Raw genomic sequence first — 13066 nt, 5'->3', positions numbered from 1 at the left:
CCATACCCGCGCAGACCGCGCTCCAGGGTAGTTGGAGCTGATCGAGGCCCGCACGCGGACCCGGCAATACCACCTCGGGAGGGACTGCTCAGACCACCCGGCCGCTCGTCACCAGCAGCACCACATCGATCAGCGCCACCACCAGCACCGCCCGGAAGGCGGTCGCCGAGCGTCCGGCGGTCGCGCGTCCCGCGTACCAGCCGACGGCCGGCACGGCGACGGCGGCGGCGACGGCCGACAGGCCGGCCCACGACGGCGGTCCGGGCGGGCCGAGGACCAGCGCGACGGTGGCCGCGAGCAGCAGCCCGGCGGCGGCCAGCCGGCTGCCCACCGGCCCGAGCCGGTGCGGCAGGCCGCGCACCCCGGTCCGGGCGTCGTCGGCCAGGTCGGGCAGCACGTTGGCGAAGTGCGCCCCGGCACCGAGCAGCGCGGCGGCGGCCACCAGCCAGGCCGGGGGCGCCGGCGAGCCGGGCAGCGCCAGCACCACGAACGCGGGCAGCGCGCCGAACGAGACCGCGTAGGGCAGCACCGACACCGGCGTCGACTTCAGCGGCCGGTTGTAGAGCAGCGCGGAGACCAGGCCCAGCGTGGCGCAGGCCGCCGCGGCCGGGCCGCCGGCCAGCGCGAGCACCGGCACGGCGACGGCGGCCACCGCGGTGGCCCGGGCCAGCGCCGGCCGGGCGACCTCGCCGGTGGTCACCGGTTTGTCGGTACGCCCCACCGCCGCGTCCCGGTCGGCGTCGATGAGGTCGTTGCTCCACCCGACGGCGAGCTGGCTGGCCAGCACCGTCAACGCCACCGCGGCGACGCCCGACGCGGAGTGCCCGGCACCGGCGGCGAGCAGCGCGGCGACCACTGTGACCGCCGCCGCGGGCTCCGGATGGCTCGCCCTGACCAGCCCTAACACCCGTGTCGACATAAGGGAAGTCTGGTCGTTACCGGGCAGTCGTGCCACGCTCGACGCATGCCCGACGCGTCGCCGGTGTCCACTCCCTACCGGGTGCTGCCGCCGAACGACCCCCGGCAGTACGACGACCTGGCCGGCGAGTGGTGGCGGCCGCACGGCGCGTTCGCGATGCTGCACTGGCTGGCCCGGGCCCGGGCGGCGCTGGTACCGGCGGCGTCCACGCCGGACGACCTGCTCGTCGACCTGGGTTGCGGCGCCGGGCTGCTGGCGCCGCACCTGGCCGGCAAGGGCTACCGCCACGTCGGGGTGGACCTGACCCGCTCCGCGCTCGACCAGGCCGCCGCGCACGGCGTCACTGTGGTCCAGGCCGACGCCACGGCGGTGCCGCTGGCCGACGGCTGCGCGGCTGTGGTCTCCGCCGGTGAGCTGCTGGAACACGTACCGGACTGGCGGCGGGCCGTCGCCGAGGCGTGCCGGCTGCTGCGCCCTGGTGGCCTGCTGGTGCTGGACACGCTCAACGACACGCTGCTGGCCCGGCTCGTCGCTGTGGAACTGGGCGAACGGCTGCCCACGGTGCCGCGCGGCATCCACGATCCGCGGTTGTTCGTCGACGCCCGCGCGCTGGTCGCCGAGTGCGCCCGGCACGGCGTGTCGCTGACGGTGCGCGGGGTCCGCCCGCAGCTGGGCGGCACGCTGGCCTGGCTGCTGCGCCGCATGCGCGGCGGCGCCGACCGTCCGGGCCGGACCGAACCGCGCATCGTGCCGACCCGGTCGACAGCGGTGCTGTACCAGGGCTGGGGGCGCCGGGGCGGGTAGCCGGGGCGGCCCGGGGTAAAGGACGCCGAGAAGGGGGCGACATGACTGTGCACGCGCTGGAGGCGGCCCGCCGGTTGGCGCCGCGACTGGCCGCCCGCGCGGCCGAGCACGACCGCGACGGCTCGTTCCCCGTGGACGACTTCGCGGACCTGCGGGCGGCCGGGCTGTTCGGCCTGATGGTGCCCCCCGAGCTGGGCGGTACGGGCGCGAGCTTCGCCGAGTACGCCGCCGTCGCCACCGAACTGGCCCGGGGCAACGGCGCCACCGCGCTGGTGTTCAACATGCACGCCTCGGTCACCGGGGCGCTGGGCGCGGTCACCGAGGAACTGGCCGAGGCGCTCGGCGTACCGGACGAGGCCCTGGCGGCGCGGGACCGGCTGCTGCGCGCGGCTGCGGACGGCGCCTGGTACGCGGTCGCGATGAGCGAACGCGGCGCCGGTGCCCGGTTGTCGCAGCTCAGCACCGTCTACGAGCCGGTCGACGGCGGCTGGCACATCAAGGGCAGCAAGACGTTCTGTTCCGGCGCCGGGCACCCGGACGGTTACCTGGTGGCTGCCCGCAGCGCCGCCGACCAGTCGGTGGTGTCGCAGTTCCTGGTCCCGGCGGGGGACGGGATCACCGTCGAGCCCACCTGGGATTCGCTCGGCATGCGGGCCACCTCCTCGCACGACGTGCACCTGGACGTGACGGTCCCGGCCGACCGGCTGCTCGGCGGCGTCGAAGGGCTGGCCCTGGTCGTCGCCCAGCTCATGCCGCACTGGCTGGTGGCGAGCTATGCGGCGGTCTACGTCGGCGTGGCCCGGGCCGCCATCGACGCCGCGGCCGAGCACCTCAACGCCCGCAACCTCGCCGGGCTGCCCGCGGTGCGGGCCCGCCTGGGCCGGGCCGACGCGGCCACCGCCGCCGCCGAACTGGTGGTCGCCGAGGCGGCCCGCCGGGTCGACGAGGCGCCCGGCGACGCCGAGACGAACCGCTGGGTGTGGCGGGCCAAGCTGCTCGCCGGCACCACCGCCGCCGACGTCGCGGCCTCCATGCTGGAGGCGGCCGGTACGTCGGCGACCCGGCGCGGGCATCCGCTGGAACGGCTCTACCGGGACGCCCGCTGCGGCTCGCTGCATCCGGCCACGTCCGACGTGTGCGCCGACTGGCTCGGCATCGCCGCGCTGGGCGGCGACCCGGACCGGGACAGCGCGCTCCCTCGTTGGTGAAGCGCGAGGAGCGAGCCGGTTTTGCGAGCCCCGCAGTCGCGAACGAAAGGCTGCCGGGTGACCAGGAGTCGGTGCGAGAGATGAGGGAGGGGTGGGGGACGTGGGCACACCGGTGATCGCGGGTCTGGGTACGGCGCAACCGCCGGCCGCGATGCAGGACGAACTGTGGACGGGCTTCTTCGCGAAGCACTTCCAGGGGAACACCAGGGCGCTGGCCGAGCGGATCTTCGCGAACTCGGGCGTCAGCCGGCGGCAGGCGGCGGTCAACCCGCTGCTGGAGGACGTCTCGGAGTGGCCGACCGAGCGCCGGATGCGCCGCTACCAGGTCGAGGCGCTGCCGCTCGGCAAGGAGGCGGTCAGCCGGGCACTCACCGCCGCCGGCCTGGACGCCTCCGACATCGGGCTGTTCATCGTCTGCTCCTGCACCGGGTACGCGACCCCGGGGCTGGACATCCTGCTCGCCCGGGACCTGGGCATGTCCCCGAGCGCCCAGCGCATGTTCGTGGGGCACATGGGCTGCTACGCGGCCCTGCCCGGGCTGGGCGCGGCGAGCGACTTCGTCACCGCCCGCGGGCGGCCCGCGCTGCTGCTCTGCGCGGAGCTGACCAGCCTGCACATCCAGCCGCCGGGCGCCCGCGTGGACACCCAGCAGATCGTCTCCCACGCGCTGTTCTCGGACGCCGCGGTCGCCGCCGTGGTCGTCCCCGGCGGCCGGGGGTACGCGCTGCGCGAGGTCACCTCGGTCACCGACACCTCCACCGCCGACCACATGACCTGGGACGTCACCGACACCGGTTTCCGGATGGGGTTGTCGCCGAAGGTGCCGCAGGTGCTGTCGCGGCACGTGCGGACGCTGATCGACGAGCTGCTGGCGCGGCACGGGTGCGAGCGCTCCGACGTGGACGGCTGGGCGGTGCATCCGGGCGGGCCGCGGATCCTCAACGTGGTGGAGCGTGAGCTGGCCCTGCCGCCGGACGGCCTCGCCGCCTCCCGGGGCACGCTCGCCGAGCACGGCAACTGCTCGTCCCCGACCGTGCTGCTGATCCTGGACCGGCTGTGGCGTACGGAGCCGGCGCCGCCGCGCTGGGTGGTGATGCTCGCGTTCGGACCGGGCCTGACGCTCTACGCGGTGCTGCTGGAACGGGTGGGCTGACGGCTCGCCCCGCCCGGGCCGCGCGGATACGCTGCCGTCATGGCCTCCGATGAGCGGGACGGACGGGTACCGCTGACCGTCCTGACCGTTCTGGCGTTGACGGCCGGCGCGGCCTGGTGGCGGGCGGCGGCACCGGAGCCGGGCGCGGCCACGGCCGTGCCGGTGCCGCCGGCGAGCGCCGAACCCGTCGCCCGCACCTGGCGGGTCGACCCCTCGACAGGCGATGCCTGGCCGGCACGACCGGGGCGCGATCCGACGCCCCTGGCACTCCGTGGGCCGGCCACGGCGCCGGACCGGTCGGTGGTGATCCGGGTCGAGGACGACGGCACCTCGCGTGTGCTCCAGGTGTCGCACGTGGTGTGGCGGGAGACGTCCGACCTGACGCCGGACGGGCCGCCCGTCGTCCGGCAGGTGAATCCCTCGCGGGGCGACGACTACCGCCTGTCGGTGAGCTGCTCCGGGGACGGGGCGGTCGCCGTGCAGCTGTCCGGCGCGGGGACCGGCGACGCGCAGCGGGTGCTCCGGTGCGGCGGGCGACTGGAACTGCCGTTGCTGGGCGGCACCGGCGCGCCGGTGCTGGTGCGGTTCAGCGGCGTACGCGGCCGCGCCGAACTGGACGCCCGGCTCGAAGCGCTCTACTGACCGCTGTCGCGCCGGCCCTCAGTTGCCCAGCCGGGCCAGGTCGGCGCCGTAGTCCGACAGCGGGCCCAGCTCCGGCACCACCCGGACCAGCGAGCCCTGCCGGTCCACGAGCAGCGCGGCGGCGGTGCCGGGATGGGCGGACAGGTGCACGTAGGAGCGCAGGCCGCCGGCCGGGTCGCCGAGCGGGCGTACCCCGGGGACGCTCGCGGGTCCGGCGCTGCGGCCCTCGGTCACGGTGACCACCGTGACGCCGGGCGGCGCGGCGCGCGCCGCGGTGCCGACCTGCTCGGCGCAGGCGCAGGCGTCGACCAGGATGATCATGGCGGGCAGCAGGCTGCGCAGCGGTACCGGTGTGTCGTCGGCGCCGACCAGGTCCAGCGCGGGCAGCGGGCCGACCGGTTGCGGCGCGGTGGTGGAGCGGGGGAGCACCGTCGGCGCGCCGGACCGCGTGGTGGTACGCGGCCAGGTGACGGCGGCCAGCCCGGCGAGTGTGACGAGCACCGACACGAGCAGGATCAGCACCGGTAGCCCGAGGCGGGCCGGAACGGTACGCCGGCCGGAGCCCTGCCGCGCGCGGCGCAACTCCCGGCGGACCTGCCGGGCCTCGTCGGCGAGCGCCGAGGCGTCGTCCGGGACGACCACCCGGCCCCACTCCGGAGGCAGGCCGGGCAGCCCGTCCGGCGGCCCCTGGCCGTCAGCGTCAGGCACGCCCATCGGACCCCCAGGAACGTCTCGGTGAGCGGACGTCACGTCCCTCACCAGCGTCCCGCACCGACCGCCGTAACGCCACACCTGGGCGCGGACGGAGTTGCGGAGCTACCATGGAAGGAGCGCATTGCCCTAGATCTGGACGCTCCCGTCACCCCGTACCGGGTTGTCACGTGTTCCTCACGGAGCGTGTCGAAACCATCGGTTTGACCGCCTGTCAAGCTGAAGAAATACCTCTCACAGGGCCCCTGAGCTGCGCCAACGGTCAGGACAGCGGTGAGACATCGGTGCCTGAGCGTGTTACCCTAGACACAGCGAAAGGGGTTTCGAACCTATGGTTTTCAGTGTCGGCGAGACCGTTGTTTACCCCCACCACGGGGCCGCACTCATCGAGGCAATCGAGACTCGGGTCATCAAGGGCGAGCCCAAGCAATACCTCGTCCTGAGGGTCGCACAGGGTGACCTGACGGTCCGGGTTCCCGCCGAGAACGCCGAGATCGTGGGTGTGCGCGAGGTGGTCGGCGAAGAGGGCCTGGGCAAGGTCTTCGACGTGCTCCGTGCACCACACACCGAGGAGCCGACCAACTGGTCGCGGCGTTACAAGGCGAATCTGGAGAAGCTGGCCTCCGGAAACCCGCTGAAGGTGGCCGAGGTCGTCCGCGACCTGTGGCGCCGGGAGCGGGAGCGGGGCCTGTCGGCGGGCGAGAAGCGGATGCTCGCCAAGGCTCGTGACATCCTCGTCGGCGAGGTCGCGCTGGCGGAGAAGAGCACCAAGGACGAGGCCGAGACGCTGCTCGACAAGGTGCTGACCGAGGCCTGATCCACGCCTCTGCCTCTACCCACCCCGCAGCGAACGAATCCGAGGACCGCGACGTGACCGCGCAGCTCAATCCGCGCGGTGACGTCGCGGTCCTCGTTCCTGCGGCAGGTGCCGGGGTACGCCTCGGACCCGGCGCCCCGAAGGCACTCCGGCTGCTCGCGGGTGAGCCGCTGCTGGTGCACGCGGTCCGCCGGATCGCCGCCGCGCCCTCGGTGCACACGATCGTGGTGGCCGCGCCGGCGACCGAGGTCGAGGCGGTACGCGCGATGCTCGCCCCCGTGGCCCCGGTGACTGTGGTGCCCGGTGGCGCCGAACGCCAGGAGTCGGTTGCGGCAGCCCTCGCAGCGGTTCCCGCCGGTCCGGAGATCGTCCTCGTGCACGACGCGGCCCGCGCGCTCACCCCGCCCCACCTGGTCGAGTCGGTGGCCGCGGCGGTCCGCGACGGGCACGACGCGGTGATCCCGGTGCTGCCGGTGGTCGACACGATCAAGGAGGTCGACGCGGCCGAGCGGGTGCTCGGCACCGTCGACAGGTCCGCGTTGCGGGCGGTGCAGACGCCGCAGGGCTTCCGCCGGTCGGTGCTGATCGCGGCCCACCGATCGGCGGGTGACGCGCTGACCGACGACGCCGGCCTGGTCGAGAAGCAGGGGATCGCGGTGACCTGCGTACCCGGCTCCGAGTTGGCCCTGAAGATCACCCGCCCGTTCGACATGGCTCTGGCCGAGCACCTCCTGACCACAGGCGCCTGACGGCCGTCGTCCACCCGGCTCCTGGGATCTGCGGCGCGTACCCTCTGGTCATGATCGTTCCTCGGGTGGCTGTCGGCACCGACGTGCACGCGTTCGCAGCCGGGCGGCCCTGCTGGGTCGCGGGCCTGCACTGGCCGGACCAGGACGGCCTGGCCGGGCACTCCGACGCCGACGTGGCGGCGCACGCGGCCTGCAACGCCCTGCTCTCCGCCGCCGGGCTCGGCGACCTGGGCGCGAACTTCGGCGTGGACCAGCCGGAGTGGGCCGGTGCCTCCGGGGTGGCGCTGCTGACCGAGAGCGCACGCCGGGTACGGGCGGCGGGCTTCCAGATCGGCAACGTGTCGGTGCAGGTCGTCGGCAACCGTCCCAAGATCGGGCCGCGCCGGGAGGAGGCGCAGCGGGTGCTCTCCGGGGCGGTCGGCGCGCCGGTGACCGTCTCCGCGGCCACCACAGACGGGCTGGGCTTCACCGGGCGCGGGGAGGGGCTCGCCGGGATCGCGGTGGCTCTGGTCTACGAGGCTCCGGCCGACTGACGCGGTGACCGGGGACGCCGGTCACCGCGTCACCCGATCAGTCGACGTCGGTGCAGACGTTGTGAGTAGTGCCGTGGAGCATCGTGATGGTCTTGTCGTAGGTGGGGGAGAACTCCACCCGGAACCGGCCGTCGACGATCCACAGCCCCTTCGGCAGCGTGCCGGCGTTCTCCCGGAAACCGAGCAGCACCGGCCCGGTCACGTACCAGGTCATCGAGCCGTCGGTGCGGTAGACGACGAGGGCGGTGCCGCTCGCGTCCGCCGTCGAGGTGGCACCGGTCTCCAGGTTCGTCACCCGGTTGATCAGGGCGCCGGTGAACAACTCCCGCTTCGGTGCGCCGTCCGGATAGGTCTCGATCGTCAGCTTCCGAACCTCGTCCACGATCGGCTCGACCCGTACCGCGAACTCGCACCGCGCGCCCGCCGGCATCTCGAACGGCTCCTGGGGTGCCGGTTCCCAGGCACCCGGGGCGGGATGCCGCTCCGGCGCGGCGGACGCCGAGCCGGGCAGGCCCGCGACAACCGCCGCCACGACGCTCGCCACCGCGATACTCATCCTGAACCGCATGTTGCACTCCATTCGTCGCTGGTCCGGACGGCGAGCATCACCGGGCCGGATCACCACCGGCTCACCGCGTCGAGCCGCAGCCGTCGAGCGGGCGGACCCGGCCGGCCGAGCTCCTCATCACGCGATCACCGCCGGGCGACAACCCCCGGCTCGGGCCGGATCGTCCTGTTCGGTATGGAGTTCCGCCTGCTCGGGCCGTTCGAGGCCCGCCACGACGGCCGGCCGGTCGAGGTCGGCAGCCGGCGCCAGGAGCGTTGCCTGCTCGGGGTGCTGCTGCTCGACGTGGGCCGGGTGGTGCCTACCGACCGCCTCATCGACCTGCTCTGGAACGGCCGGCCGCCGGCCACGGCGCGCAGTGCGGTGCAGACGTACATCGGGCGGCTGCGGGGCTCGCTCCATCCGTACGGGGTGCGGATCAGCACCCGGGGCGAGGGCTACGCGGTGGAGGAGGACGGGCACCGGGTCGACGTCGACGAGTTCGCCGAACTGGTCCGGAGGGCCGGGAGAGCCGCCGATCCCGCCGAGCGGGTGCGGTCGCTCGACCGGGCGCTGGCCCTCTGGCGCGGGCCGTTGCTCGCCGACGCGGCGGACGACGAGCTGCGGCACCGGCTGCACGGCACTGTCGAGGAGCTACGGCTGGTGGCCGTGGAGCTACGGGCCGAGGCGCAGCTCGCGCTGGGCCGGCACACGCGGGCGATCGCCGAACTGATGCCGCTGGCCGCCGAACACCCTACGCGGGAACACCTCGTGGCAGTCCTGATGACCGCCCTGTACCGGGGTGCCCGGCGGGCCGACGCGCTGCGCCTCTACCGCGCCACCCGGGACCTGCTCGCGGCCGACTTCGGCGTCGAGCCGGGGCCCCGGCTCCGCGAGGTGCAGCGGCGGGTGCTCGCGGGCGACGACCGCCTGGACCGGGTCGACCGGCCGATGCACGAAATCCGGGTGAACGACGAGAGCCTGCCGTGGAGCGTGGGCGGCCATCCGGCCCTGGACTTCTGCAACACGCTCGCCGGGTGGGGACACGAGCCTCCGTTGCCCGGCGCCGAGTGGCTGCGCGGCTACCGCACCCTTGCCGTCTGGGCCGGCCATGTCGGGCTGGTGGACGAGGTCTCGACGAACCGCCTGCTGCACCTCGCGCGCCGTGACCCGCCAGCGGCGGAGGCGGTGCTCGACGAGGCCCGTACGCTCCGCGCGGCGCTCTACGCCAGCCTGGTCGACCCGGACGACGGACCGGCCTTCGAGACGGTCGCACGGGCCGCCGAGGCCGCCGCTCGTACGCTCGTCTTCCGGCGTGAGGCCGACGGACGCGGCCGCTGGTGGCCGGACCTTGCCGCAGGGCTGCGGCTGCCGGTGCACGCCGCCGCGTTCAGCGGCGCACAACTGCTCGCCGATCCGGCCCGGTTCACGGTGCGGGTCTGCCCGGACCGGCGGTGCGGGTGGCTGTTCCTGGACGAGAGCGGACTGCGCCGGTGGTGCAGTCTGGGGACGTGCGGCGGCCGGGCGGGCGCGTCCTGCCGGAGTGCCTGACGCCGGGCACCCTCGGCGCGCGGTGGGGCCGGGCGGATACGCTCGCCGGGATGCCGAGTGACGCCGCTCCCGACCAGTCCGCCGCCGACGGCTACCTGCAACGTGCCCACCTGCTCGCCGAGCTGGGGCGCTACGACGAGGGGATCGGCGAACTCGCCGCGCTGCTCGCGGACGAGCCCGGGCACCTGCCCGCGTTGACCATGCTGGCCCGGATGCACCTGGCCGCCGACCGCCCGGCCGAGGCGCTCGCCGCCACCGAGACCGCCGTCGAGGAGGCGACCGCCGGTCCCGAGGCGGTGCCGGCGCTCGTGGCGCGCGGGTTCGCCCTCCTCGACCTCGAACACTGGAAGCCCGCCGCGGCCACCGCCGACGAGATCCTGGCGCGTGCGCCGGGCGACGCGTACGCGCAGCGCAGTGCCGCCGCCATCCTCTCCGCGTCGCGCAACGGGCAGGCGGCGCTGGACGCGGCGTGGCGCGGGGTGGAGCTGGCCCACGACGAGCCGGAGGCGCACCTGGTGCTCGGCCTGGTCGCGGTGCGGCTGCAGCTGTTCGACCTGGCCGAGCGGGCCTACCGGGAGGCGCTGCGGCTGGACCCGGAGCTGGGTGACGCGGGGCAGGACGTGGGCGTGGCCCGGCTGGAACGCCGCCGGTACGCCGAGACGCTGGAACACCTGACCGCGCTGGCGGACCTGCCGGTGGCACGTCCCGACCCGGCGCGGACGGTGGACGACGGCATCCGGCGGCTCCTGCTGTCCGTGGCCGGCTGGTCGCTGCTCGCGAGCGTGCTGGTCGCCGCGCTGGCCCCGGCCTCGACCGGCGCGTCCCGGCTGTTCGCGGTGCTGGCGGTGGCCGGGACGGCAGTGCTGCTGCGTCGCCCGGCGACGTGGCGGCCCGGCCTGCGGGAGGCGATGTCACGCGGCCTGGTCGTGCCGGTCTACGCGGCCGCCGCCGCGGTGGTGCTGCTGCTCGTGTACGCGCTGGTCGGCGGCCCGTTGCCGCTGGTCGGGGCGATCACCGCGTCGGTGGTGGCCGGATTCACCGCGTTCGCTCGCCGGTGAGCGGGTAGGAGGACCGGAAACACCGGCTGAAGGAAGCGGGAACCAGTGCTCACCGTCAACGCCTATGCGGCGACGTCCGCGACCGAACCGCTCGCCCCGACCACCATCGAGCGGCGCGATCTCGGACCGGACGACGTTCTCATCGACATCAAGTTCTCCGGCATCTGCCACTCCGACATCCACACCGCGCGCAGCGAGTGGGGCCCGACCCGCTACCCGATCGTGGTGGGTCACGAGATCGCGGGCGTGGTGCGTGAGGTCGGCTCCGCGGTCACCAGGTTCGCCGTCGGCGATCGGGTCGGCGTCGGCTGCCTGGTCGACTCCTGCCGGGAGTGCGACAACTGCCGCAAGGGGCTGGAGCAGTACTGCCTCAACGGCAGCACCGGCACGTACGGCGGGGTGGGGCGGGACGGCGAGCCGACCCAGGGCGGCTACTCGCAGGCCATCGTGGTCACCGAGGACTTCGTGCTGCGCATCCCGGACGGCATCGAGTTGGACGCGGCCGCGCCGCTGCTCTGCGCCGGCATCACCACGTACTCGCCGCTGCGGCACTGGAACGCCGGGCCGGGCCGCCGGGTCGCGGTGATCGGCATGGGCGGTCTCGGCCACATGGCCGTCAAGCTGGCGCACGCGATGGGCGCCGAGGTGACTGTGCTGTCGCAGTCGCTGAAGAAACGGGAGGACGGGCTGCGGCTCGGCGCCGACCACTACTACGCGACCTCGGACGAGGACACGTTCACCGAGCTGGCCGGCTCGTTCGACCTGATCATCAACACGGTGAGCGCGACGCTCGACATGGACGCGTACCTGCGGCTGCTCGCGGTGGACGGGACGCTCGTCAACGTGGGCGCGCCCGAGGATTCGCTGTCGGTGCACGCGTTCTCGCTGATCCCGGCCCGGCGGTCGTTCGCCGGGTCGAACATCGGCGGCATCGCGGAGACCCAGGAGATGCTCGACTTCTGCGCCGAGCACGGGCTGGGCGCCGAGATCGAGGTGATCGGTGCCGAGAAGATCAATGAGGCGTACGAGCGGGTGCTCGCCTCCGACGTCCGCTACCGCTTCGTCATCGACGCGTCCACGTTCTGACGACCGCGTGCGGAGGGGCCGCGTCCGTGCCGGGCGCGGCCCCTTCTCGCGTACGTCAGGACTTGCGCGCCCAGGTCCAGGCGTAGCCGTCGTCCTCGCAGGCGGCGGCCGCGTCGCAGAGGTCCAGTGGGCGGAACGTGTCCACCATGACCGCCAGCTCGTCGAAGAACTCCGCACCGATCGACCGCTCGGCGGCACCCGGCTGGGGGCCGTGCGTGAAGCCGGACGGGTGCAGCGAGATCGAGCCCTGCTCGATGCCGGAGCCGCGCCGGGCCTCGTAGTTGCCGCCGGTGTAGAACAGCATTTCGTCGGAGTCGACGTTGTGGTGGTTGTACGGCACCGGGATGGCGGCCGGGTGGTAGTCCACCTTGCGCGGCACGAACGAGCAGATGACGAAGTTCGGGCCCTGGAACGTCTGGTGCACCGGCGGCGGCTGGTGGATCCGCCCGGTGATCGGTTCGAAGTCGTGGATGGAGAACGCCCACGGGTACATGTGCCCGTCCCAGCCCACCACGTCGAACGGGTGGTTGGCGTAGACGTACCTCGTCCAACCGCGACGGTGCCGCACCAGCACCTCGACCTCCTCGCCGTCGACCAGCAGCGGGGTGTCCGGTCCCCGGACGTCGCGCTCGCAGTAGGGCGCGTGCTCCAGGAACTGGCCGCGTACGGAGAGGTAGCGCTTGGGCGGCCCGATGTGGCCGGACGCCTCGACGGCGAGCAGCCGGGTCGGTTCGTCGCCGGTGGGCACGAGGCGGTGGATGGTCGAGGTGGGGATGACGACGTAGTCGCCGGCGACCGCGTCGAGCACGCCGAACGGCGACTCCACACGCATCGACCCGGCCTCCAGGTAGAGGCAGTGGTCGCCGGTGGCGTCGCGGAACAGCGGCGACGGCCGGTCGGCTAGCACGTAGGCGATGCGTACGTCGTCGTTGGCGAGCAGGTACTGCCGGCCGAGCACCGGGTCCGCACCGGTGCCGTCGAGCTTGTGCGTGCGCAGGTGACGCGGCTTGAGCGGCAGGTTCGGCACGCGGGTGACTGTGGGCGGGGCGTACTCCTGCGCGGCGAGGATCGCGGTCGGCGCGTGCCGGTGGTAGAGCAGCGACGAGTCGGAGGAGAAGCCCTCCTGGCCGACCAGTTCCTCCGCGCAGAGCGTGCCGTCGGGCTGGCGGAACTGGGTGTGGCGCTTGCGCGGCACGTCGCCGACCCTGCGGTAGTACGGCATCTCGCCTCCCGATATGTCCCGTTCTCCGGCCGAGGGCGTCCGATAATCGGACGCTGTTGTCCGTTCCTC

14 protein-coding genes are annotated in these 13066 nt (G+C 74.0%); 10 read left to right on the top strand and 4 right to left on the bottom strand.

Annotated features, from left to right (window positions below; genetic code table 11):
- Positions 1–88 precede the first annotated feature (88 nt).
- Positions 89–919 (bottom strand): UbiA family prenyltransferase, encoded by an 831-nt coding sequence (locus O7546_RS27005; protein WP_281600185.1) that lies wholly within the window; start codon positions 917–919, stop codon positions 89–91.
- Between the two features lie 45 nt (positions 920–964).
- Between O7546_RS27005 and O7546_RS27000 the strand changes: the two genes are divergently transcribed.
- From O7546_RS27000 to O7546_RS26985, 4 genes are all read left to right on the top strand, one after another.
- A complete protein-coding gene (locus O7546_RS27000; RefSeq protein WP_281600184.1) occupies positions 965–1723 on the top strand; it encodes a methyltransferase domain-containing protein in 759 nt (252 codons plus the stop codon).
- 41 nt (positions 1724–1764) lie between these two features.
- Positions 1765–2931 (top strand): acyl-CoA dehydrogenase family protein, encoded by a 1167-nt coding sequence (locus O7546_RS26995; protein ID WP_194801931.1) that lies wholly within the window; start codon positions 1765–1767, stop codon positions 2929–2931.
- 91 nt (positions 2932–3022) lie between these two features.
- Positions 3023–4084, top strand: coding sequence for a type III polyketide synthase (locus tag O7546_RS26990; protein ID WP_194801930.1), 1062 nt, complete (start codon positions 3023–3025; stop codon positions 4082–4084).
- 39 nt (positions 4085–4123) lie between these two features.
- Complete coding sequence (locus tag O7546_RS26985) at positions 4124–4726, top strand: hypothetical protein (RefSeq protein WP_194801929.1); 603 nt, start codon at positions 4124–4126, stop codon at positions 4724–4726.
- Between the two features lie 18 nt (positions 4727–4744).
- Here O7546_RS26985 and O7546_RS26980 read toward each other — a convergent pair whose 3' ends face one another.
- Positions 4745–5440 (bottom strand): hypothetical protein, encoded by a 696-nt coding sequence (locus O7546_RS26980; protein ID WP_269697761.1) that lies wholly within the window; start codon positions 5438–5440, stop codon positions 4745–4747.
- A gap of 328 nt (positions 5441–5768) precedes the next feature.
- Between O7546_RS26980 and O7546_RS26975 the strand changes: the two genes are divergently transcribed.
- The 3 genes from O7546_RS26975 to ispF are packed head-to-tail and all read left to right on the top strand — an operon-like array spanning position 5769 to position 7536.
- The gene (locus tag O7546_RS26975) at positions 5769–6254 is read left to right on the top strand and encodes a CarD family transcriptional regulator (RefSeq protein WP_007073334.1); all 486 of its coding nucleotides are present in this window, start codon (positions 5769–5771) and stop codon (positions 6252–6254) included.
- A gap of 53 nt (positions 6255–6307) precedes the next feature.
- Positions 6308–7003, top strand: coding sequence for a 2-C-methyl-D-erythritol 4-phosphate cytidylyltransferase (gene ispD, locus O7546_RS26970; RefSeq protein ID WP_269697760.1), 696 nt, complete (start codon positions 6308–6310; stop codon positions 7001–7003).
- Between the two features lie 50 nt (positions 7004–7053).
- The gene (ispF, locus tag O7546_RS26965) at positions 7054–7536 is read left to right on the top strand and encodes a 2-C-methyl-D-erythritol 2,4-cyclodiphosphate synthase (RefSeq protein ID WP_228532487.1); all 483 of its coding nucleotides are present in this window, start codon (positions 7054–7056) and stop codon (positions 7534–7536) included.
- Positions 7537–7573: 37 nt separating this feature from the next.
- Here ispF and O7546_RS26960 read toward each other — a convergent pair whose 3' ends face one another.
- A complete protein-coding gene (locus O7546_RS26960; protein ID WP_194801926.1) occupies positions 7574–8104 on the bottom strand; it encodes a hypothetical protein in 531 nt (176 codons plus the stop codon).
- A gap of 174 nt (positions 8105–8278) precedes the next feature.
- Here O7546_RS26960 and O7546_RS26955 point away from each other — a divergent pair, with 174 nt between their 5' ends.
- Genes O7546_RS26955 through O7546_RS26945 form a run of 3 tightly spaced genes read left to right on the top strand, consistent with a single transcriptional unit; the run spans position 8279 to position 11775 of the window.
- Complete coding sequence (locus O7546_RS26955) at positions 8279–9631, top strand: BTAD domain-containing putative transcriptional regulator (protein WP_281600183.1); 1353 nt, start codon at positions 8279–8281, stop codon at positions 9629–9631.
- Between the two features lie 50 nt (positions 9632–9681).
- Entirely contained in the window at positions 9682–10689 is a 1008-nt protein-coding gene (locus tag O7546_RS26950) for a tetratricopeptide repeat protein (protein WP_269697759.1), read from the top strand.
- Between the two features lie 45 nt (positions 10690–10734).
- Positions 10735–11775, top strand: coding sequence for an NAD(P)-dependent alcohol dehydrogenase (locus O7546_RS26945; RefSeq protein ID WP_194801923.1), 1041 nt, complete (start codon positions 10735–10737; stop codon positions 11773–11775).
- Positions 11776–11830: 55 nt separating this feature from the next.
- Here the strand turns inward: O7546_RS26945 and O7546_RS26940 are convergent, their stop codons facing one another.
- Entirely contained in the window at positions 11831–12997 is a 1167-nt protein-coding gene (locus O7546_RS26940; protein ID WP_281600182.1) for a homogentisate 1,2-dioxygenase domain-containing protein, read from the bottom strand.
- Positions 12998–13066: the final 69 nt, after the last annotated feature.

Origin of the sequence: Micromonospora sp. WMMA1976, assembly GCF_027497335.1 — a bacterium.
GTDB classification, from domain to species: domain Bacteria; phylum Actinomycetota; class Actinomycetes; order Mycobacteriales; family Micromonosporaceae; genus Micromonospora; species Micromonospora aurantiaca.
Note: the sequence above shows the minus strand (reverse complement) of the source record. Positions and strands in the feature narration are given on the sequence as shown.

Coding starts and splice junctions, on each gene's coding strand:
- O7546_RS26985 (WP_194801929.1), top strand. CDS start 4,124: ATGGCCTCCGATGAGCGGGACGGACGGGTACCGCTGACCGTCCTGACC.
- ispF (WP_228532487.1), top strand. CDS start 7,054: ATGATCGTTCCTCGGGTGGCTGTCGGCACCGACGTGCACGCGTTCGCA.
- O7546_RS26955 (WP_281600183.1), top strand. CDS start 8,279: ATGGAGTTCCGCCTGCTCGGGCCGTTCGAGGCCCGCCACGACGGCCGG.
- O7546_RS26975 (WP_007073334.1), top strand. CDS start 5,769: ATGGTTTTCAGTGTCGGCGAGACCGTTGTTTACCCCCACCACGGGGCC.
- O7546_RS26995 (WP_194801931.1), top strand. CDS start 1,765: ATGACTGTGCACGCGCTGGAGGCGGCCCGCCGGTTGGCGCCGCGACTG.
- O7546_RS26960 (WP_194801926.1), bottom strand. CDS start 8,104: ATGCGGTTCAGGATGAGTATCGCGGTGGCGAGCGTCGTGGCGGCGGTT.
- O7546_RS27000 (WP_281600184.1), top strand. CDS start 965: ATGCCCGACGCGTCGCCGGTGTCCACTCCCTACCGGGTGCTGCCGCCG.
- O7546_RS26940 (WP_281600182.1), bottom strand. CDS start 12,997: ATGCCGTACTACCGCAGGGTCGGCGACGTGCCGCGCAAGCGCCACACC.
- O7546_RS27005 (WP_281600185.1), bottom strand. CDS start 919: ATGTCGACACGGGTGTTAGGGCTGGTCAGGGCGAGCCATCCGGAGCCC.
- O7546_RS26980 (WP_269697761.1), bottom strand. CDS start 5,440: ATGGGCGTGCCTGACGCTGACGGCCAGGGGCCGCCGGACGGGCTGCCC.
- O7546_RS26950 (WP_269697759.1), top strand. CDS start 9,682: ATGCCGAGTGACGCCGCTCCCGACCAGTCCGCCGCCGACGGCTACCTG.